This is a genomic window from Paenibacillus sp. F024 (assembly GCF_057814255.1).
The window spans coordinates 19796-40394 of sequence record NZ_JBVASZ010000034.1 but is presented as its reverse complement, the minus strand read 5'-3'; the positions used below and the strand labels follow the sequence as shown (position 1 = coordinate 40394).

Genomic DNA, 20599 nt, shown 5'->3' with positions numbered 1-20599 from the left:
CTGCATGCCCTTTCAGTTGTTCCAAGCTACCGGCTCCTCTGTTCCCTTCTTATCTCGCGCTAAACTAAAGGTGAAATCCTGCGAATTCATGAGTCTGAGTGAGAAAACCAAATCATTTCGAGGGAGCTTAGCGGTATAATTATCTATGATTCCAAATTTAATAGAGTGGAGGCGGTAAGTAGAATGGATACAGGTGATAAAGAAATCATAACGGTAGAAACGACAGTTCATGCACCGGTTGACAACGTGTGGAGCTATTGGACAGAGCCGCAGCATATAACGAAATGGAGTTTTGCTTCCGGGGACTGGCATGCACCTCATGCCGAAAATGATTTAAGGGCTGGCGGAGCATTTCTTACAAGAATGGAAGCAAAGGATAGAAGCTTCGGATTTGATTTTAGCGGAGTGTATGATGAAGTGCGTATCAATGAATTTATCTCTTATACTCTTGGAGACGGAAGAAAAGTTGAGATCACTTTTATTCGTCAAGAAAACGACACTAAGATCATTGAATCTTTTGAAGCAGAAGAAACCCATACCCTTGAGCAGCAAAAAGCAGGCTGGCAGGCGTTTCTGGACAATTTCAAACAATATAGTGAAACTTCTGCAGAGATGTAGAAAAAAATAGTAAACCTTCCTTATCGGAAGGTTTTTTTATGCTTTAAAACAGGAATCCATAAACTTTAAAAGGTATTCCGACACGAATTCCGGTCGAAGATATTCATCCCATGGACATATCACTTGGCCATACTGAGGGTCTTCAGTCCTCTTCATTGTTCTTTATTTAAGTCTTTTTGAAAGTGGGTATAGGTTATTTATTTTCGAATGTACCGGTTGCTCTCACAATTAAATCTTCAAGCTGTTCTGTCGCCTTGATATTACACAATCCCCCGTGATAACAAATGACTGCCTCCACATCCAGGTCCGAAAATTTCCTTAAAGATTGCAGCGCAGTTTCCATATCCCATGTGGCTTGCTGCACAGGCTCCCGCAAAATACCGCCCGCAAAAATTATCGCATCTCCTGCAACCAGAGTTTTGCTCTGCTTCAGATAGAGACTAATATGACCAGGTGTATGACCCGGAGTAAAGATGACCTGGATACCGCCGCAGAAGGGAAGCTCCTGACCGTCCTCTAATGTCTTGTGCACCTTTGATTTTGGCGGATTCTTATACAAGAATTTCATTTGTTCCGGCAAGCATTCCCAGGCTTCTTTACTCATCCGATCAGGGTCTGTTTTCATGAGAGGCAGCGACCCTTCAATATAGGGTTGATCCAGCTTGTGTGCATACACTTCGATAGGATTAGCGGATTGCTCCAGTATTTCCGGAAGGCCTCCTATATGGTCTAAATCCTGATGGGTTAGAATAATTGCTTTCAATTGATCTAAGGAGACTCCGACTTCATTCATGGCGGAACGTATTTGTTCCCCTTGTCCAGGCATACCCGTATCCATTAAAACAGCCATTTCCTCATTCCAGATGAGTGTGGGATGTAAACCAAAACCCTGAACCTTCAATTCCAACATCGCTAATCCATTGGATATTCTCATTTGCACTCCTCCTTATTCATGCGAAGGCTTCACCTCAATAATCTACCACTTCGGAGGATAAATCACAATAAAAAAATAATTATTATACCACATAAAAATATTTTTGTCAATATGTTTTTTTGGACAAAAGCCTCTGCTGCTGGAGACCCATTTTTTCTTCTTTATCGGCATATGGGAATACACAATTGCATTCCTTTTGTAGAGCCATACTTTAAAATTGCTGGTGCCGCCTATCCGGTTAGCGTTGCTTTTATGGTCAGGTTCTAATGGGACGCTCCCGGTTACATAACTGGAATCATCGGATGCCAGAAGCACGTAAGCCGGGGCCAGCTCAAACGGCTGACCCGCCCGTTTCATCGGGGTATATGCGGTAATCGAAGCTGTATTAACAATCGTGCTGCCCGGCATCAGATAGGGAAGCGCCGCTTTCGTCAAGTAAAACATCGGATAAACGTTCGTGACGTACGTAATGTGCAGCTGTTCGGCGGAAATGTTCGAGACGCTGTTTTGTTTCGTTTCGTTTGCGTCCCGGTGCTCGTATAAATACGGGATGGAGTCTCTCTCCGTCGAAGTCATCTCCCCCGAAATAATCTACACTTTAGCATTCCTTATAATCCGAATCATCATTTCGGCATTGGGATAGTCAACGCTTTTATAAAGCTCTACCACTTTTTCCGTATCATAACCGACCCGTTCGATCGAGGCTCTCAAATGACCGTCCACCACCTCAACCACACCGTATGATGCTTTGACCAAGCCGTCAAACGGCAGACCTACGCTTCCGGTATTCATGATCACCTTTCCATTGACAACCCTTATGTATGGTCTGTGAATATGAGCGTAGACATAGACCCGGGCACCGGCAGACTTCATCAAGCGTTCCTCCAATACGGTATCCTCCGCATGAGGAAGAACCGCTTCAAATAAGCTGTCCGGTGTCGCGTGGAATCCGTGGATTACGGTTCCATTCATCTCACAATGGATTTCTTCGGGCAGGCCGGCCAAATAATCAATATCTTCCGCCGCCAATTGGGAAACCGTCCATTGACGCTCCAGATTCATCATATCTAAAGCTTTCTCAGGAACTTCTCCTTCCCGGACACCGCGAACCACCCATTCATCCGCATTCCCCTTGATCACTTCCGTATGGAGCGAACGCACCAAATCAAGGGAACGTCCAGGCTCCGGCCCCCGGTAACAAAGATCGCCCATCACATAAATTTTATCTATTCCTTTGTTCTTGATGTCAGCGAGAACCGCATCGAGAGCTGTGGCATTGCCATGGATATCCGAAATAAAAGCGATTTTCATTCAACTTAACCTCCTCAAAGTAAAAACCTATGACTATGGTCTCTACCTTGATTTTAATCTACAAAAGGCCGGTCTGGAAAGGCTCATGTCCGACAAAAATGGAGTGTCAACCGGTTCCCCGTTTGCACTCCATTGTTTTTTACCCTGTATTATCTTCTCGCGTTTTTAGCCGCGCCCTCATTCGGATTATTCTGGGCCGCCCGCTTTACATTATTTTCAACGACTTCCTCGGCAAATTGCGAGTCATTTTTCATTTTGTTATTGCTTTTAGCCATGGATCTCACCTCCCCTGCACTCCTTATTGTGAGTGGATCGGAAGGGATTTATAATGGAAGCTTAATACAGCAGCTCTTGTTTTAATTGATTCCAAAGGGTTTGATTTATCTTGCCGTTCCCCTTTTTGACCACAAACACGTTCAATGTCTTTTTGCCCCACTCCTGATAAACCTGATCTTTTGTTTCAAAGTATAAATCGATCCGGTTTCCTTTAATTGCGCTGCCCGTATCCGCTACAACTCCGTAACCGTAGCCGGGAATGTAGAGAACCGTACCGATAGGGAATACTTTGGGGTCTGCGGCGATCGTCGAAAGGGACTGAACATCCCGAGCCACCATCATCCCTGAAAACGTAACGCCATATTCGGGATGACCCGGGCTTTTGCCCGTGGACTCCTTGCCTGCGGAATATCCTGTTGCGGTCACTTCCACGGCCCTGTATTTTGATAGATCCTGTCCCGGATGCGGGAATACCTTGTAATTCCGGGCTTGCTGATCTTGACCCGATTGGGTTGAAACCGGCTTGGATTCTCCTTTCGGGCTCCCCGATGCGTTGGCGGTTCGGCTAAAGCCGGACACCGGGACGGAAACGCTGTTGATTGGTTCAGGTGGAACGCTCGAGCTATGAAGCGATGCGGACTGCCTTGAATCTTGTCCAAACCACAGCAATACGGATACCATCAAAGTGATGAGAATTATCCATTTGGCATGGCTTGCGGTTTTCGTTAACATATGTGTTGTTAAACCTCCCCTTAATATAGGAGGCTGTCCATATGTGAACCAATCTATACATAGGGGAAAAAGAAACGCATAAAAAAAAAGGACCCCAAACAGGTCCTCCAATTCCGAATGATTCGATTATTCCTGAACGATGCTTTCTTTTACATGACCGTCTTCGAAGACCCGGTACTCTTGGATTTTGCCATCCTTCTGATAGAGGAAAGAATAGTGATTCACCGTATTCTCTTCGGACCAGTCAATAAACAATTGAATGGCCACCGAGCCGTTCTGCAGCCCCGTCATATCTACGGAATCCATTGTGTCCTGGAAGTCGTATCCCTGCTTTGTTCCTAGATCATAACGCCACATTATATTGCCGTCCATCGCGTTGGTTACTTCCGTATAGTTTGAACCCAAACGTTTTTTCACTTCGTCCTGGGACATGCCGATTTACAGGTTTTGCTTAATGTAACCCGCATCAGCCTTACCTTTTTGGCCTGCCGAAGTCTCCTTGGACGGCTTCGTTGATGCGCCGGCGTTAGATGTGCCGGCATCTGTGCCCTTCGTTGATTGTGTAATCACGGATGAGCCTGCTTTACCGGCCTCCGCCTTATTTGGTTCCGAAGCAGATTGAGTGCTTGCTGGAGAGGTCGCTTGTCCTTTACCTTCGTGTTGATGTTCCGTTCCCCCAGCAGACGGACTGCTCTTTGGAGCGGATGTGCTGGCATCCGTATTTTTTTGCTCTGCGTCAGCAGACGGCGGCGTACTTGAAGGGACAGCGGTATCACTCCCGGTGGAGCTGGTTTGCCCGCAGCCGCTTAGGATGGCCACGGCCAACATCGACATTAAAAGGACCCTTGATTTTTTCATTTGTTTCCTCCTTGCCCTTCCGAGAAGCATTGATTTTTCTCTTTTTCTCTCTCTATAACCTTAGACGCGGGAAATCTCTGGATGTTTCATTTTTTATGTATAATCGCCTGGATATAAAAAGCCTCCTAACGTAATGTTCCCGTAAGAACATCCGTCAGAAGGCCGTTTTACAAAACCCGGATACACGTCCAATATCCGCGCGTCAAGCCGCATTAAGCCTCGACTTTATCGTCGCACTTCTCTGGTGTCCCCTCTTCGTCCTTCACTTTGAAGGAAGAGCCGCAGCCGCAGGTAGCAACCGCGTTCGGGTTGTGAATGGTAAAGCCGCCGCCCATACCGGCATCCTCGAAATCGATCTGTACACCGTAAAGGTACTTGGCGCTTTCTTCGTCAACGACGACCTTGAGGCCGTTAATATCCATGACCTTATCGTCCTGCTGCTGGTTGTCGTCAAATCCCATGCCGTAGGAGAAGCCGCTGCAGCCGCCCGATTTTACCCCGACGCGCAGGAACAGGTTCGATGCTTCCTCCGCCGCCAGCATTTCCTTAATTTTATCGCAAGCACTTTCGCTAATGGTAATCATCATGTATTGCCTCCCTTACGTAAAAAAATGATCTTTCTACCTAAAGTATACTCCTTCCGGTCCCGTACCTCAAGGACAGGTTATGCATGTATGACAATGTTGCCTATAAAGAAGGAGCTTTGGCCGTGCCGTTGAGCTTTAAGTGATAAAAACGCACCAATAATTCATCCAACTGCTGACTGCATCTCTGCACTTCCGGATGCATCAAACCAAATTGAACACCTAAGCTGACCAAGCGCCCGCGAACCTCTTCAATTTCGCTGGCGATCACCGATTGGTTATCGGAAACACCAGAAACCAACACTGTCGTTACACCGCCCCATAAGATCTACAATACATAAAGTATATTGCATATTACAGAATTACAGAAAAAAGAAAATAAGGCAATGTATACATTATACACATTCAACTGATTTTATCAATGGATTCCTTATGATTATATTATGATGAACGCAGCGAATGCGTTTTCAATTTAATCATATGTTGCCCCGCTTGTATAGTAGGTTTATAATATAAAAGATTGTTTATTTCATTTCGGTCATTGGAGACTTCGGCGCTTCCATATATGACTCTTATTGTATAGTCTTTCCTACTTCATGATGACGGGCATTAAAAAACCAGCGCGTCCCAGGCTCTCCGGCCGGGGCGCCTAAACAGTTTACGGAGGTGCAACGATGAGCATCACAACAAATCACGAGCAGCGCATGGCTGAAATCGCTGAAAAAGTGGAGCACGGTGAGCGCTTAAGCCTGGAGGACGGCGTATACTTATACGAATCCGACGATTTGCTCGCTGTTGGCCAACTGGCCAATAAGGTCAATCTGCGCAAGAACGGAAATAAGGTTTATTTCGTCGACAACATGAGCCTGTACTTTACCAACGTATGCGAGGAACACTGCGCGTTCTGCCATTTCCGCCGCGATGAAGGAGAAGAAGGGGCCTACACATTGACTCCGGAGCAGATGTATGAATATGTGGACCAGCACATTCATCCGGGTCTTCGCGAGTTTCACATTACCGGCGGTCATAATCCGAACGTTCCGTTTCAATATTATGTGGACAGCATCCGCGCATTGAAGGAGCGTTACCCGAATGTAACGATCAAGGCTCATACCGCTGCGGAAATCGAGTTTTTTTCCCGGCTCAGCGGGTTAAGCTATAAGGAAGTACTGCAAACGCTCATCGATGCGGGATTGGGTACGATGCCCGGAGGCGGCGCGGAAATTTTATCCGAGAGGTACCGCAAAAAAATGCATCTTGTCGACAAAGCATCGACCGAGCAGTGGCTTGAAGTGCACCGCACCGCGCACCAGCTCGGAATGAAGACACATGCCACCATGCTCTTCGGATCGATCGAGACGTTCGAGGAACGCATCCGTCACTTGATGTATTTGCGCGAGCTGCAGGATGAAACCGGAGGCTTTATGGTATTTATACCGAATTCCGTACAGCCGGCCAGTGTCAATGCAGGGCTGAAACAGCGGGTGTCCGCGTATGACAATCTCAAGACCATCGCTATCAGCCGACTAATGCTCGACAATATTCAGCATGTGAAAGCTTATTTCATCAATCTTGGAACACAGCTTACTCAGCTCGCCTTCACGTTCGGCGCATCCGATGCTCACGGTACGATCATTCAAGAACGGATCAGCCATTCGGCCGGTGCGTTGTCTCCTAAAGGGATGACCCGTGATGAGCTTGTATGGCTGATCAAAGGGGCAGGACGTATTCCTGTAGAGCGGGATACTTTTTATAATGAGATCAAGGTTTATTAATTAGGCCATAGAAAGGGTTTGCCGTTGTATGAAAAAACTTGTGATTTTGGGCGGAGGCTATGGTGGATTAACCTTAGCCAAAGAACTGCTCAATAAGGAATTGCCATCGGACACGGTTATGATTTTGGTGGATCGGATGCCTTATCAAGGGCTCAAAACGGAGTACTATGCCCTGGCGGCGGGTACTGTATCGGATCGCGACATTCGGGTACAGTTCCCGGTTGATCCCCGGCTTATCCTGAAATATGGGGAAGTGGTCTCCGTTCATCCGGAGCAAAAGGAAGTCCGGTTTGCAAACGATGAGACATTGTCCTACGACTGGCTGGTGATCGCACTTGGCTGTGTCGACCGGTATCATGGCATTCCGGGAGCCGAAGCATTCTCGCACAGTATCCAGACGCTGTCCTCCACCCGTAAAACGTACCAGCAAGCCAACGACATCGCTCCTTACGGCCAGGTGACCATCGTCGGCGGCGGGCTCAGCGGTGTTGAAATCGCTGCGGAGCTTCGCGAGAGCCGGCCCGATCTGAACATCCGAATCCTGGATCGCGGCGCAAGCATTTTGTCGCCCTTTCCGGAGAAGCTGCGGAAGTATGTCCGTGAATGGATGCTCGAGCATGATATCGAGCTGCGCCCGCATATTTCGCTGGCCCGCTTGGAAGGCGGCATGCTGTACAACCAGCAGGAAATCATTCACACCGATTTGACCGTCTGGACTGCCGGCATTCAACCAAGCCCGATTGTGCAAAACCTGAATCTGCCCAAAGATGCACAAGGTCGTCTGATCATCAACGAATACCACCAGCTGCCGGATTATAACGAAATTTACGTTGTAGGGGACTGTGCCGCGCTTCCCTTCTCACCTAGCGGACAAGCTGCAGAAGCGCAAGGCGAGCAGGTGGCGCAGGTGCTTCAAGCGGTATGGAAAAACGAAACTCCCCGGCTCGGCAAAATCAAGCTCAAGGGAGTTCTCGGGTCGCTTGGCAAAAAAGCGGGCTTCGGCCTGATGGGCAAGCGGACCATCATGGTGGGAAAGATGCCCCGCGCCATCAAATCCGGCGTGCTTTGGATGTCCAAGAGGCATTTCGGATAGCTGTATTTATTCACCAAGGAGATCGAACATGGCTTCGATCTCCTTTATTTTATCCATAATGGCCTGCTCCAGCCCATCGGCCGTTGAAGCGGCGACAATCTCGCCGTTAACGAGCGCAAACGGTAAAATATAGCATTCCCCGCAGTTGCCCAGACAGCCGTATTCAATCACGTCATATTCGGGGTTCTGCTCCAGTTTTTTGAACAGCTTATCCGTGCCGTGATGCATATTATTTGTACAAAATTCAATAATAGGTCTCATAGGAAGGTAACACCGCCTTGCAGCCATTTTCATTTTTCGTTGATTGTACTATAATAAGATAAGAAGGGAGATGATGCAAATGAGCGAAAGTACTCAACAAAGTACGATGTACGATGAGGTGCTTGAGGTTCTAGATAAACTGCGTCCGTTTCTTCAACGTGACGGAGGCGACGTAGAGCTGGTTGATGTGGAGGATGGTATCGTGAAGCTGAAGCTCATGGGGGCCTGCGGCAGCTGCCCAAGCTCCACCATTACTCTGAAGGCCGGGATCGAACGCGCCCTCTTGGAAGAGGTTGAAGGCGTACAAGAAGTCGTACAAGTATTCTAACCACTTGATCCCATCAAGCCAAAAAGCCCTGAATCCCGCGGAATGCGGGTTTTCAGGGCTTTTTGGCTATGCCGCTGCCGGTGATCGCGCGAATCGGATCCAAGCCTCCGGAAATATCCATGATATTGCCTGTGATGAAATCGGAGCGCCCCTCGCACAAAAAGGCGATCACGCGGGCGATGTCCTCTCCGGTTCCCGGCCTGCCCCGCGGCGCTTCGTCATCATGGATGTGCTCCACCTCGTGGATCATACGTTCCTTATTGTCGCCAACGATATCACCCGGACAAATCATGTTGACCGTAATTCCACTTGCCGCCTCTTCGACTGCGAGTGTCTTGGTGAATGATACAAGACCCACCTTTGCCGCGGCGTACGCGGCCCGATGGGGCCAGCCGCGGGCTTCCGCCGCATGGCCGAAGCCAAAGTGAATAATGCGGCCCCACTGCTTGCTTCGCATCATGGGAATGACCATATGGTCCAGATGCATGACCCCGAGCAAATTGCCCTGCATTAAATCGAGAATTTCCTTGGGCTTGTACTCCCGAAACAGCCTTCGTTCACGAATGAACGGTCCCGCATTATTAATAAGAATATCAATCGATCCGAAGCGGCGAACAGCCTCGTCCACAAGCCGCTCCCTGTCGTCCTCGCGGGCTACGCTTGCTTGAATGGCTTCGCAGCTTACGCCCTTGCGCCGGATCCGCTCACAAAGCTCCTCGGCCTCCTGCTTGCTGTTCACATAATTTACAATGATATCAAACCCTTGATCGGCCAGCAGGAGTGCGGTCATTTTGCCGAGCCCTTTGGCGCTTCCGGTGATGAGTGCGGTTTTCCGCTGCTGCTCCATGCTCGGTTCCTCCCGGCTTCATCTTGCGTTACCTTACTACATCAAAGTATAGTGGATGCCGGAATTCGATTCAACTCTTAAGGGAGGCGGTGCACATAACGAAATACCTCGGCTACCGCACGAAACGTCATCTGGCACCCTTGCTCCAAATCATGAAGATCAGCCTGTATATCTTCCGTTCCGATTCTTACCTGCTCGCCATATTTGGCTTCGGCCGCCTTCATCAGCTCATCCAGCAAATCCGCATTCATGGTGTGGATTTCCATGTTTCGCTGGTTTCGCAATCGGGAAAGCGGTTCGTTATATTTCATTTTCAACTCATAAAGTCTCTGTTCCAGATCCGCAAACAGCTTCTCCTTGTGCATATGACGGAGCACGGTAAAGTAAGAAAACCGCGATTTGACCCTTTCCGTATGCAGGGCGAGGCGCTCGTTCATGAAATGCCCGAGCTTGTCCAATACCGCAAACACACGGATCAGAGCATTGTTGTAATAATAGATATGCCGATGATAATCATCAAGCTCCTCGGCGGACATCTGATCGGTATATCTCTTGCTTACCCTGCCGCCGAACCGAACCGCGGCGTATTGACTTTGCTCCATCTCGTCCAATGCGCGCAGGAAGCTTTGGCACCAGATGATGTACCGCCGGTCCTGTGACGGCTTGCCGGGGGCAGGCGTCAGTGTGGATAAATATTTGCGGATCGCTTGAATGGCTTCCAGCAGCAGGCCTTCGTCCTTGCGGTGCGGCTCGCCGAATATCGCTCTTAGCATGGCAGTTCTCCATCCATATACGGATTAGGTATGGCTAAGTATAACCGGATACGGGCTGATCCATGATCTTTAGGCAAAATATTCTTTCCAGCGCCGGTCCACCAGCTCCACGATATCCTCGCGGGGGAACAGCTCGTCAGGATACCCCGGCTTCATCCGGGCGTCAATGACAAGCGGCAGCTGATAGCCGATGTGATGGCGGTTCACCACGGTACGGGCATAAATGTCTCCCGCCGGATTAAAGCGCGTAAATACGGTCCACAGGAATGCCGTCTGATCTCCCGCAATGGAGGTATCGTCCGCCAGGATGACCAGCGGCCAATCGCCAAGACGGTCTCCTGCTTGTTCGGTCAAACGCTGCGCAAGAAGCGGATCCTCCTCATAAGACGCTCCGGAGACCACCAGACAGCCACGGCAGTAGACGGCAAGAGAACGGATTCCAGGCAGCTCTCCTCCATTATACACGGCCGGCAGCTCGCGTTGAGGCTCACCGACGCCAAGCAGCACCGCCTTGCTTCCGTGATTCAAGCGGTCTCCCGTATAGTCCAGCGTATCATGGGACGTATGATCGAAGATCAGCAAATCGCGAAGCGGATCGAACCTCTCCAGCACCGCCTCCAGCAGCTTAGGGAAGCGCTCAAGCTCTACGTTTTGATCGGTAACGATCAAAAACTTCGTCAGCGTCAGCTGGCCTTCGCCCAGGATGCGAAACGCGGAGCCCAGCGCCTCGCGGCTGTAGCTGTCGCGGACAATGGCCGCAGCCAGCGGATGAAAGCCGGTTTCGGCATACGTCCAAAGGTCTTTGACTCCCGGCATCGCCATCGGAAAGGCAGGAGACAGCAGCCGCTGCAAAAATTCGCCGAGATAATAATCCTCCTGACGCGGCTTTCCGACGATGGTAGCCGGGTAAATGGCATCCTTGCGGTGCCACATGTGGCTGACTTCAAAGACCGGAAAATCATGCGTGAGCGAGTAATACCCGTAGTGATCGCCAAACGGTCCCTCAGGACGGCGCAAATGCGGCGCTACGGAGCCGCTGATGGCGAATTCGGCCTCAGCGACCAGCCGATGTCCGCCGTGCGGATTTTGTACCATCGGAAGCTTTTGCCCAACGATAAGCGATGTCAGCAGAAGCTCCGGAAGATGCTCGGGCACTGGAGCGATAGCCGATGCAATCAGGGCCGGCGGTCCGCCCAAAAATACGGTGACCGGAAGCGCCTCTCCGCGCTTTTCCGCTTCGTGGTAGTGAAAGCCGCCGCCTTTATGAATTTGCCAGTGCATCCCGGTCGTCTTGTTGTCATACACCTGCATTCGGTACATGCCCAGGTTATGATGGCCGTTCTCCGGATGCTCGGTGTAGACAAGCGGCAGCGTCACGAACGGACCGCCGTCCTCCTGCCAGCTGGTCAGAACGGGCAATCCCGCCAAAGGCGCATCCGCTTTACAATGCTGCAGAATCGGAGCCGCATCCGAAGATACGTTTTTGGTTCCGATTTTGAGCAAATCGACAATCAGCTGCCTCTGCTGCCAGAGGGCCTTGGGCGTAGGGGGCACAAGCGTGTCCATGGCGCCGATAACCTGCTTCATAAGCTGCTCGGGACGCGGACCGAAGGCCAGATCGACCCTGCGGCTCGTGCCGAACAAATTCGTTACTACGGGAAAGGATGCTCCCTTTACATTCGTAAAGAGCAGAGCGGGACCCCCCTCGTCAATCACCCTTCTATGTATCTCGGCAAGCTCCAAATAGGGATCCACGGGCGCGGAGATCACCTTCAGCTCATTTTCCTTACGAAGCGCTTCCAGAAAGGTACGCAAATTTTCAAACCTCATGTATTGTTATTCTCCCTTCTATATACCGGTCACAAGCTCCGAATGAAGAAGGCTTACGGCAGCCTTGGAGCCGCGTAAGCCTGAATCGTCCTGTCTTCGGCCGTCTGCATCGAGATGATGGACAAATAGCATAGAATGCCGAATAAACATGATATCAAAAGCGCGTGCAGCAAGCTGGCCACCAAATAAACATCATATCCGATGGAGAGCGTGACGAAGCCGCCGCTTAAAATTTGGGAAATCACAAGAATCAAAGACCAGAGCGCCGCTTGATAAACGCTGCTGCCCGGCTCCGCTTGTTTCCGAATGATCAGAAACACCGTAAGAATGGCAAGGCCCAGCAGCGCGGCGGCCACCCTATGAATAAATACGATTCCGGTCCCCCCTGTCATCTCGGGGATCACCTGACCGTTACAAAGCGGCCAGCCGATACAGCCTCCGACCGATTCGGTATGGCGTACGAATGCCCCCAGATATACGACGATGTAACTGTACACCAGGACACCCCATATGGACAGCCTTGCTCCCCTCGACAGCCGCGTTCCGTCTCCGCGGATCAGAGCCTCGCCAAACCGTGTGAATACCAAATAGAGCAATAAGGTGAACGCGAAGGAAACAAGTGAAAATCCGAAGTGCAAAGCCATAACCAAAGCGGACTGCGGCCATATCACCGCAAACGCACCCAGAATCGCCTGAAGCACCGTAAAAAACATCGCTCCGCCTACATACCACTTGGCGTCTTTGCGATGGCTGTATAAAAACACCAGAATCGTCGTCGCGAGCAGGATCATTCCGACAATACCCACAACGAAGCGATGGCTGTATTCAATAAGCGACTCAATCGTATAGGCCGGGACAAAGCGCCCGTTACAAAGCGGCCAATCATCCCCGCAGCCCCGTCCGGATTCCGTCTTGGTCACAAGCGCTCCCATCAACAGAATCAGAAACATGCCAAACATACTGGCAAAGGAAAGTCGCTTAAGCCATCGTTGTATATTCATATGTTCTTCACATCCGCTTCTTCGTAAAATCCGACAGTAATAGACAAGGCCTAACGTTCCAAATTACATTATAGCGATAAATGGAGATCAAATCCATGCGGAAATGTTACAAAGCGATGAAAGAAGAAATATGATCTCCCTCTGAAGGACTTAAAGGCGGCTTGCTCTCCCCAATTGTCCAGAGTTGCTATGGCTCAGTAAGCGGTATATGGCAACAATGCGGCCTGATAACGGGATCCGTCCATGCCGCGTTCCTCCATAAACGAAAATATGCCCTATTCGGGCGTGTTCTTGTGTTCTTATTCAATAAAAAACCTTCCGGAGACGATTTTCCGGAAGGTTGAGAACCTATTATTTCTGCAGCTCGGCTGCAACATCAATCGCGCGGTCGAGAAACTGCTCAATTTCTTCCCGGGTCTTGCGCAGCTTGCTGACAAAGCGGACAAGCTCCTTGCCGTCGCGGAAAGCGATGAAGCTCGGGATACCTAAAATATTCAGCTCGGAGCAGAGGTCCGGCATTTCATCACGGTCAATATGAATAAAAGTCAGCCGGTCCTGATAAGCTTCCTCTACTGCCGGCATAAAGGGCTCAATAAAATGGCAATCCTTGCACCATGTCGCTTTAAATACCGCAACTGTTGGCTTTGATCCGCCGACAACCTCATGAAATCTTTGTTCTGTTGTAACGTGTTCCATGGAAAACACCGCCTTTGTATCGAAATCATTCATCTGCTTGCTAGCATTATACCACTTATAGCACTCGAGGAAGCTCCTGTCAACATTCAACAAGCATCGTCATTTTCCATAAAAAAGAAATTTACATATATTCCTAAAAGTGATATCATATAAATATCAAAACAGTATTAAATCAATTACATTTTAAGGAGAGTGCCTTATGAAAGAAAAAAAAGCATGGGTGATCAATGGATTCCTGGGACTGCTGCTAATCCTCGCCTTGGATGCACTCGGTCTGATTCTCTTGATCAATGAATACATTCCGCTTGGCATTGGACTGTTCTTAGCATCCGTGCCGCTGCTTTCCGCAATTACGGTCGTACAGCCCAATCAGGCCATGGTGGTCACCTTCTTTGGAAGCTATGCCGGTACGATTCGTGAAAGCGGATTGTGGATCACCGTTCCCTTCTCGGTCCGCAAGAAGGTTTCGCTGCGCGTTCGCAACTTCAACAGCGCCAAGCTGAAAGTGAACGACATTGAGGGAAATCCGATCGAAATCGCCGCTGTCGTCGTGTTTCGCGTAATCGATTCGGCCAAGGCCTCGTTTGATGTAGACAACTATGAGCAGTTCGTGGAAATTCAGAGTGAAACGGCCCTGCGGCATGTGGCCAATAAATATCCTTATGACACCTTCGAGACCAACGGGTACTCGCTTCGCGGCAACTCCGAGGAAGTAGCCCAAGAGCTCAGCCGCGAGCTTCAGGACCGGCTGTCTGTTGCCGGAGTGGAAGTCATGGAAGCCCGCTTGACGCATCTGGCTTACTCTACGGAGATCGCAAGCGCTATGCTCCAGCGGCAGCAGGCCACCGCCATTATAGCCGCCCGCAGCAAGATCGTGGAAGGGGCTGTAGGCATGGTACAGCTGGCCATCGCTCAGCTGCAGCAGGAAGGCGTTATCGAGTTTGACGAAGAGCGCAAAGCGGCGATGATCAACAATCTTCTCGTCGCCATTGTGTCCGACCGTTCCGCCAATCCGGTCATTAATACGGGGAGCCTGTATTAAGCACAGCTATGGCCGCGAAAAAAAATTTTCCCCTGCGGCTGGATCCCAAGCTGTACGAGGTGCTCGAACGATGGGCAGCCGACGAGTTCCGCAGCGTGAACAGCCATATCGAGTATTTGCTGCGGGAAGCAGCCGCCCGCACAGGGCGGCTGCCCTCTTCCCGTACCGTCGTCGCCAGGCCGCAGGAACCTGATAACGAGACGGGGGAGAAATGATAAGTTAGAGGAATGCACAATAAAGCCCCGATCTGTCCCAGGCGGAGTCAGATCGGGGCTTGATTTGTCCATAAATTTGCCCACATGGCGAATATTTTTTCAACTCATGCGCATAGTAACCACATGGTGTTCGCAAATCCTGCAGCGTCTGTGCATACAGGCTTCTCTGCAATAAAAAAACCGCATGCGATGCGCCTGATTAGGCACACCGATGCGGCTTGATCCCATCGGATTAATCGCGGGTAATCGAAACACTTTGGAGCTCTTGATCCCACTCCACTTCGGCTCCCATACTTTCCGAAACGAAGCGTACAGGAATATAGGTGACGCTATCGACGAGCACGGCCGGTTTCTCCAGCTGCTTGGCTTGCCCGTTAACCGCAGCATCAGTGCTGTTAATGGTAAGCAGAATGACGGTTCCGTTCAGATGATCCGTCACCTTCACTTGACGGGATGCAGCGTCCCATTCCACATCGGCATCCAGCCTTTCCGCAACAAAGCGGGCAGGCACCATGACGGTTCCTTGATCGTTATAAGGCTTGGTACTGAGGAAGGGATCGTACTCGTCATCCATAAACAAGTGGATTTCTTTCTTCGTCACTTGCAAATCGTCCTTCAAAAGCTTATACAGCTGGGAATTCGGATCCAGGGAAGCGACGATTTTGCTGGCCGTCATCCGGGATTCATTGTTGTTCAAATCAATTACACCGCCGGTCGTATTGATTTGGCCCATTTTCACCGGCTGGTTGATGTTCCACATCTCGGACGTTGACGTGATTTTGATGCTTTTCAGTGCGCCCAGCCCTTCAGGCATCGTCAGCAGCAATTCCGCCCATGATTTGCGGGTCATATGCTCGTTATCGATATACATATCCATTTTGAACGATTGACTGCCGTTCAGCCATTCCTTGACACCCATTTGGGAAGAGAGAAGGGCTTCCACGGATTGATCATAATCGGCCAGCAGCTGCTCCAGATTCGTTTTGATAAAGGTATGTGCGAATTCCACAGCCAGCGCTTTGTTATTTAAGTAAGGCGTGATCGAATCAGCCATAGGATCGTTGGTTTCCGCGCCGACTTCTTCCATCAGTTGTTTCACAAAGGGGACATACACATCATACAGCGTTCCGATGAAATCCTTTAAGCCCTGCTCATCGGCAAGGACATTCGTCAAAAATCCTTTAATCAGTCCAACGAGATCCTTACCGTAAATCTCGGCGTGGATCTTTTGCAGGTTCAAGCTTTCGCCGTTCACGGTTTCATTGACTTCCTCAACGGTAATCGTATTCGGATTTGGCAGAGTGCGGGAGAAGAACGCACCAAAGGCCGGCATCGCATCGACAGCCCGCTTCGTCAGCTCCTGAAGCTGTTTTTGCATCTCTTCGGAATGAGGCATCGGATTGCCTGCCGGGTTCCAGGCTGCGGCATCATTGCGGATAAACAGCGGTTTCTTGGCGCCCTCAATCTGAAGTATGTAATACGTGCTGGTCATGACCAACTCAAAAGGAATCTTTCCACCGGAGTACCCCAGCGTTCCTTTCATTGAAGCGTTAAGAGGATCCTGCATTTTCGATTCGGTAATATCGATCGTGATCTTGCTAAACAAATCGAACATGCGCTTGTCTTCAGGGAGCATCTCGGCCGACGGGTCAGGTGTCAGCTCAACGGTTAGTGTTTGTTTGCTATCTGCCGATTTCACGTTGAACGTATTCGCGAACGCCTTGCTTACATCGACGTTTGCCACCGGCTGACAGCCTGCAAGTACGGCAAGCACTCCAATCATCATAAGAATAAGTACGGAATTCCAGCGTTTCTTTTTCATCTGATGCCTCCTGGTATATGGATGTTTTATATTACAGCCCCAACTGTTATACGTATGAAATGGAAAAATGTTGCACTTTTTTTACAAAATGAAGCAAATTCCATTCTGACATGGGAGGCAAAACGAAGATGAACGGGGGACGCTACCGCCCGAGCGGCTTGGATCTGCTTCATAAACTGGCCGATCTGCCCCAGGAGGCCTGGCAATGGCTCAAAGCCAAAGCGCGCTTGGCAGCACATGAAAAAAAGCTGCTGACCGCAGCTCACCGGATGGAGGTCGAAGCGGCTTCTGTCGAGGCGTTGTGCAAAGGTCTGCGCCGAAAGCTGAGCACGAGCCCGTCTGGAGGGAGCCCTGCTTTGGCTCCGCACGATCAGGAGCTTCTTGAGCGGATTGAACGGGAGCGCGACGTCCACAACCGGAACAATGTCACCCGTACCGCCGCTTATTTGAATATGTACCGTGAGCATCCCGAGCTGCATTGGGCACTGCTCGCACATATGGTCTCGCGAAACGGCGGCTGGTGCATGACCGATTTACAGGGCGAGCTGCTGCCGCTGCTGCTCGACGGTACGCAGCGGCAGGCGGTATTCGCCTTTCTCGAGCGGGCCAACGCGCTTATTTTCAGAGATGCTTATCCGCAGCTGCTTCTTTACAGGGCAAGCTTGCAGTGCCAATCCCCCTTCTTTCATCTGCTCCCCCATTTAGGGGTCTCCGCTTTTATGTGTCCGGTTTGGGAGCATTTTTGGGAACGCAAAGATTCCGCTGCGCTGACGATTGGTTTAATCGTTAACGAGCAGAATCATATCGAACAACGCGTTGTCCAAAATCCCGCATACCGCCATTCGGTAATAGAGACACTATTTTTCCGGACCCAATCGCTGCTGCAGCTCAATCAAGTCGTTTTCCCTTATATCCATAACGGCCGAGCTCGTATGGCCGGATTAATACTGGAAAATTTCAGCAGTCTGCATGAGCGGATTGAGGTTGGCAAAAAGCTGTATGCCATCTTGTTCGGCATCCCGGTCGTCTTTGCAGGCGCAAAGGAATTCGCCTTCTCCACAAGACATACCGGCTCGAGAGCGGATCATTGGCCTCATCTGTTCGCCCCGATCCGCAAACAGCCTCCTGTGCCTCGCGGCCAATGGAAGGAGCGGCTGGACGGCTGCCGGCTGCGCCCGGGCGCCGTCCAGCTGTATAGTCCAAAGCTAAACGACAGCTGGGAAGACTGCCCTGTCGAGCCGCCGGAGCCTGGTGAGTGGTTTCAGGATATGGAAGCCTCCCGATACTTCACATCCGTTGAAGCGCCCTTCTCCTTCGAGATGACGCGGGAGTACGGCTTCGGACTCAACAAGATTGAGCTTGCTGTTCTTGCCGGAGATCTGCTTGTATAATCCTTGGAATGATTTCCGTTAACCCCGTTCACTCTGACGATCCCGTCCCAAACGGGCGAGTATCGGTCCGGCAAGCCTGCGCAGCGGTCCCGGCAAATGCTGCAGGTCATGAACGGTCATTACCCGGGTCAGGAACAGGAACACAGGATAAGCCGCACCGGTTACTCCAACGATCAGCAGGGTTTGCAGCATGGCATCCCAACGCTCGCTGCCAAACGGGTGAATAAAGCGGAGACTTACCCAATCCAATCCGATACCCAACAGCACGATCACCGCCGTAACGACGGCCAATCCCATCCAGCGGGGCAAGCTGAAGACTCGGAAACGGACCGTCCTGCGCAGCGTCAGCAGGCTGATGAACGTCATGACGATGAAGCAAAGCGCCGTAGCGGCAATAATCCCGTAAATGCCAAACAACGGTGAAAGCATGAAGCTTGCGATCAGCTTAACCGCAATCCCTGCCAGCACACTGAACACAAGCACCTTCATCTTGCCCATGCCCATCAGCACGGCTCCGGAGGTTTGCATCAGGATTTGGAACATCGCGCTTACGGTCAGGGCGATGATGACCGGTGCCGCGTATTCTTCAACCACCGGCGAACCTGTTGGATTGCCGAATACAAAATGGTTCAGCGGGCTAGCGGCGACGCAGATGATGAGCACCATCGGCAGCCCCGTAAGGATCGAGAGCTGCAGCACCTTTGCCGTCTGGCCCTCGACCTGCTTTATATCGTTTTGAGAGTAGGCGGAGGAGATAATCGGCACAATGGATTGGCTGAGCGCAATGGCGAGGATAATCGGAATCCCGGCTAACGACTGAGCCCGCCCTACGAGGATTCCCAAAATTTCCTTCGCGGGCATTTCTCCGATTTGATCCCTCAAAAGCAGCGTTACGATCGAAGCGTCAATCGTATAAATCAATGTGACCGTCATGGAAAAAATGACAATCGGTACGGATAGTCTAAACAGCTGCGCATAAATCTTCTTGAACGCCAACGGCTCGGCCTGAACCGGACCCCGCGTCTGCTCTTCAAGCCGCTCTCTGCGGTCGCTCCGCTTCAGACGCATGGCATAATACAGCATCACCGCCATGGCTGCGATGCTGCCCATCACTCCGCCGAACGATGCGCCGGCGACGGCATAATCCAAGCTGTGGCTGAGGAGCAAATAGGCCAACAGCACCGATGTGGCTACGCGGAAAATTTGCTCGATAATTTGCGACATCCCGTTAGGCATCATCATCTGACGGCCCTGGAAATATCCGCGCATAATCGCAATGAGCGGAAACAGCAGAAGGGCCGGAGCGATCGCCTGAATCGGCAGTGAAGCCTCCGGGTTGGCTATGCTGCGGGCATAATAAGGCGCCCCCGCATACAGCAGCACCGTCATGATAATGCCGGCGGCGGCTGCGAACAGCAGCGCAGCCTTGTAGATCCGGTCGGCCTCCGCATGCCGCCCCAGAGCCGTGCGCTCGGATATCATTTTGCTTAGCGCACTCGGAATCCCTGCCGTAGCCACAACCAGCAGCACGGAATACAGATTGAAGGCGATGCCGTAGGCCGCCATGCCGATGTCTCCGAGCAGGTAGACCAGCGGAATGCGCTGCACCACGCCAAGCGCCCTGGCCACCAAGGCGGCCAGGGTCAGGATAAGCGTTCCTTTGACTAACGAATCTTTAGACAAAACATTCCCTTCTTCCCCGTTAATACCTTACTATCCACACGATAAACAGAACGATCATCAGCAGTTGAAACGCAACCTTGATCACAAGGCCCGAGAAAAATCCGACCACCGCCCCTATGCCCGCCCGGAATGCCTGCCGCAGCTGGGCGCCTGCGATCAGCTCGCCAATGAGCGCTCCGAGGAATGGACCGATCAAGAGGCCAGCTACGGGTATGACAAACGGGCCGATCAAAAGACCCGCCGTACTGCCGATCACCGACGCGCGCGAGCCGCCGAATTTCTTGACGCCCAGCGCGCTGACCGCGTAATCGGCCACCATCAGCACCGCCACGATCGTGGTCTGAATGAGCCAGAACCAGAGACCGAACGGTTCAAATCCTATCATCCAGCCATACACAAAGAATGCAGCATAGATGGCGAGCGCTCCCGGCAGCACCGGATAGACCGCTCCAGCCATTCCGACGGCAAATAAGAGAATAATGATGATCCAAGCTGCAATCGTCACTGAGCATCGCCTGCCTTTCGGGCT

The 20599-nt window shown here is 50.9% G+C and carries 24 protein-coding genes and 1 pseudogene; 7 read left to right on the top strand and 18 right to left on the bottom strand.

The window, feature by feature from the left end:
* The first annotated feature begins 183 nt into the window (after positions 1-183).
* On the top strand, positions 184-618 hold the full coding sequence (locus ACZYR9_RS23170) for an SRPBCC family protein (RefSeq protein WP_488980789.1): 435 nt from the start codon (positions 184-186) through the stop codon (positions 616-618).
* A 193-nt stretch (positions 619-811) separates the two neighbouring features.
* Here the strand turns inward: ACZYR9_RS23170 and ACZYR9_RS23165 are convergent, their stop codons facing one another.
* The 9 genes and pseudogenes from ACZYR9_RS23165 to ACZYR9_RS23125 form a co-directional block, all read right to left on the bottom strand.
* Complete coding sequence (locus tag ACZYR9_RS23165; RefSeq protein WP_488980788.1) at positions 812-1552, bottom strand: MBL fold metallo-hydrolase; 741 nt, start codon at positions 1550-1552, stop codon at positions 812-814.
* Between the two features lie 270 nt (positions 1553-1822).
* Positions 1823-2062 (bottom strand): annotated as a pseudogene (locus ACZYR9_RS23160) (hypothetical protein); the annotation flags it as partial.
* An 81-nt stretch (positions 2063-2143) separates the two neighbouring features.
* The gene (locus ACZYR9_RS23155) at positions 2144-2863 is read right to left on the bottom strand and encodes a metallophosphoesterase family protein (RefSeq protein WP_488980787.1); all 720 of its coding nucleotides are present in this window, start codon (positions 2861-2863) and stop codon (positions 2144-2146) included.
* A 149-nt stretch (positions 2864-3012) separates the two neighbouring features.
* Positions 3013-3138: a hypothetical protein gene (locus ACZYR9_RS23150; RefSeq protein ID WP_488980786.1), complete on the bottom strand. Its 126-nt coding sequence runs from the start codon at positions 3136-3138 to the stop codon at positions 3013-3015.
* A 61-nt stretch (positions 3139-3199) separates the two neighbouring features.
* Entirely contained in the window at positions 3200-3871 is a 672-nt protein-coding gene (locus ACZYR9_RS23145; protein WP_488980785.1) for a 3D domain-containing protein, read from the bottom strand.
* Between the two features lie 126 nt (positions 3872-3997).
* Positions 3998-4288 carry a hypothetical protein gene (locus ACZYR9_RS23140; RefSeq protein WP_488980784.1) on the bottom strand — a complete coding sequence of 97 codons (291 nt, stop codon included), beginning with the start codon at positions 4286-4288 and terminating at the stop codon, positions 3998-4000.
* Between the two features lie 21 nt (positions 4289-4309).
* Positions 4310-4729 (bottom strand): hypothetical protein, encoded by a 420-nt coding sequence (locus ACZYR9_RS23135; protein WP_488980783.1) that lies wholly within the window; start codon positions 4727-4729, stop codon positions 4310-4312.
* Positions 4730-4941: 212 nt separating this feature from the next.
* The gene (gene erpA, locus ACZYR9_RS23130; RefSeq protein ID WP_488980790.1) at positions 4942-5313 is read right to left on the bottom strand and encodes an iron-sulfur cluster insertion protein ErpA; all 372 of its coding nucleotides are present in this window, start codon (positions 5311-5313) and stop codon (positions 4942-4944) included.
* 103 nt (positions 5314-5416) lie between these two features.
* Positions 5417-5617, bottom strand: coding sequence for a Spo0E family sporulation regulatory protein-aspartic acid phosphatase (locus ACZYR9_RS23125; protein WP_488980782.1), 201 nt, complete (start codon positions 5615-5617; stop codon positions 5417-5419).
* Between the two features lie 370 nt (positions 5618-5987).
* Here ACZYR9_RS23125 and mqnE point away from each other — a divergent pair, with 370 nt between their 5' ends.
* On the top strand, positions 5988-7088 hold the full coding sequence (gene mqnE / locus ACZYR9_RS23120; protein ID WP_488980781.1) for an aminofutalosine synthase MqnE: 1101 nt from the start codon (positions 5988-5990) through the stop codon (positions 7086-7088).
* Between the two features lie 28 nt (positions 7089-7116).
* On the top strand, positions 7117-8181 hold the full coding sequence (locus ACZYR9_RS23115) for an NAD(P)/FAD-dependent oxidoreductase (protein ID WP_488980780.1): 1065 nt from the start codon (positions 7117-7119) through the stop codon (positions 8179-8181).
* Between the two features lie 6 nt (positions 8182-8187).
* On the opposite strand, the gene ACZYR9_RS23110 is transcribed toward ACZYR9_RS23115, so the two are convergent.
* The gene (locus ACZYR9_RS23110) at positions 8188-8442 is read right to left on the bottom strand and encodes a YuzB family protein (RefSeq protein WP_488980779.1); all 255 of its coding nucleotides are present in this window, start codon (positions 8440-8442) and stop codon (positions 8188-8190) included.
* A 79-nt stretch (positions 8443-8521) separates the two neighbouring features.
* On the opposite strand from ACZYR9_RS23110, the gene ACZYR9_RS23105 reads away from it, so the two are divergent.
* A complete protein-coding gene (locus ACZYR9_RS23105; protein ID WP_488980778.1) occupies positions 8522-8770 on the top strand; it encodes a NifU family protein in 249 nt (82 codons plus the stop codon).
* Between the two features lie 52 nt (positions 8771-8822).
* On the opposite strand, the gene ACZYR9_RS23100 is transcribed toward ACZYR9_RS23105, so the two are convergent.
* From ACZYR9_RS23100 to ACZYR9_RS23080, 5 genes are all read right to left on the bottom strand, one after another.
* Positions 8823-9617: an SDR family oxidoreductase gene (locus tag ACZYR9_RS23100; protein ID WP_488980777.1), complete on the bottom strand. Its 795-nt coding sequence runs from the start codon at positions 9615-9617 to the stop codon at positions 8823-8825.
* Between the two features lie 77 nt (positions 9618-9694).
* Entirely contained in the window at positions 9695-10390 is a 696-nt protein-coding gene (locus ACZYR9_RS23095; RefSeq protein ID WP_488980776.1) for a Cthe_2314 family HEPN domain-containing protein, read from the bottom strand.
* Between the two features lie 69 nt (positions 10391-10459).
* Positions 10460-12220 (bottom strand): menaquinone biosynthesis decarboxylase, encoded by a 1761-nt coding sequence (locus ACZYR9_RS23090; protein WP_488980775.1) that lies wholly within the window; start codon positions 12218-12220, stop codon positions 10460-10462.
* 53 nt (positions 12221-12273) lie between these two features.
* A complete protein-coding gene (locus ACZYR9_RS23085) occupies positions 12274-13221 on the bottom strand; it encodes a COX15/CtaA family protein (RefSeq protein WP_488980774.1) in 948 nt (315 codons plus the stop codon).
* 351 nt (positions 13222-13572) lie between these two features.
* Positions 13573-13950, bottom strand: coding sequence for a thioredoxin family protein (locus ACZYR9_RS23080; RefSeq protein ID WP_488980773.1), 378 nt, complete (start codon positions 13948-13950; stop codon positions 13573-13575).
* A 166-nt stretch (positions 13951-14116) separates the two neighbouring features.
* On the opposite strand from ACZYR9_RS23080, the gene ACZYR9_RS23075 reads away from it, so the two are divergent.
* The gene (locus ACZYR9_RS23075) at positions 14117-14959 is read left to right on the top strand and encodes an SPFH domain-containing protein (RefSeq protein WP_488980772.1); all 843 of its coding nucleotides are present in this window, start codon (positions 14117-14119) and stop codon (positions 14957-14959) included.
* An 8-nt stretch (positions 14960-14967) separates the two neighbouring features.
* Entirely contained in the window at positions 14968-15174 is a 207-nt protein-coding gene (locus tag ACZYR9_RS23070; RefSeq protein WP_488980771.1) for a type II toxin-antitoxin system antitoxin, read from the top strand.
* Between the two features lie 232 nt (positions 15175-15406).
* Here the strand turns inward: ACZYR9_RS23070 and ACZYR9_RS23065 are convergent, their stop codons facing one another.
* Positions 15407-16996 (bottom strand): copper amine oxidase N-terminal domain-containing protein, encoded by a 1590-nt coding sequence (locus tag ACZYR9_RS23065; RefSeq protein ID WP_488980770.1) that lies wholly within the window; start codon positions 16994-16996, stop codon positions 15407-15409.
* Between the two features lie 128 nt (positions 16997-17124).
* Between ACZYR9_RS23065 and ACZYR9_RS23060 the strand changes: the two genes are divergently transcribed.
* A complete protein-coding gene (locus ACZYR9_RS23060) occupies positions 17125-18387 on the top strand; it encodes a DUF2515 domain-containing protein (RefSeq protein WP_488980769.1) in 1263 nt (420 codons plus the stop codon).
* An 18-nt stretch (positions 18388-18405) separates the two neighbouring features.
* Here ACZYR9_RS23060 and ACZYR9_RS23055 read toward each other — a convergent pair whose 3' ends face one another.
* Together ACZYR9_RS23055 and ACZYR9_RS23050 are read right to left on the bottom strand one after the other, a co-directional pair.
* Positions 18406-20070 (bottom strand): putative polysaccharide biosynthesis protein, encoded by a 1665-nt coding sequence (locus tag ACZYR9_RS23055; RefSeq protein WP_488980768.1) that lies wholly within the window; start codon positions 20068-20070, stop codon positions 18406-18408.
* Between the two features lie 19 nt (positions 20071-20089).
* On the bottom strand, positions 20090-20575 hold the full coding sequence (locus ACZYR9_RS23050; RefSeq protein WP_488980767.1) for a DUF456 domain-containing protein: 486 nt from the start codon (positions 20573-20575) through the stop codon (positions 20090-20092).
* Positions 20576-20599: the final 24 nt, after the last annotated feature.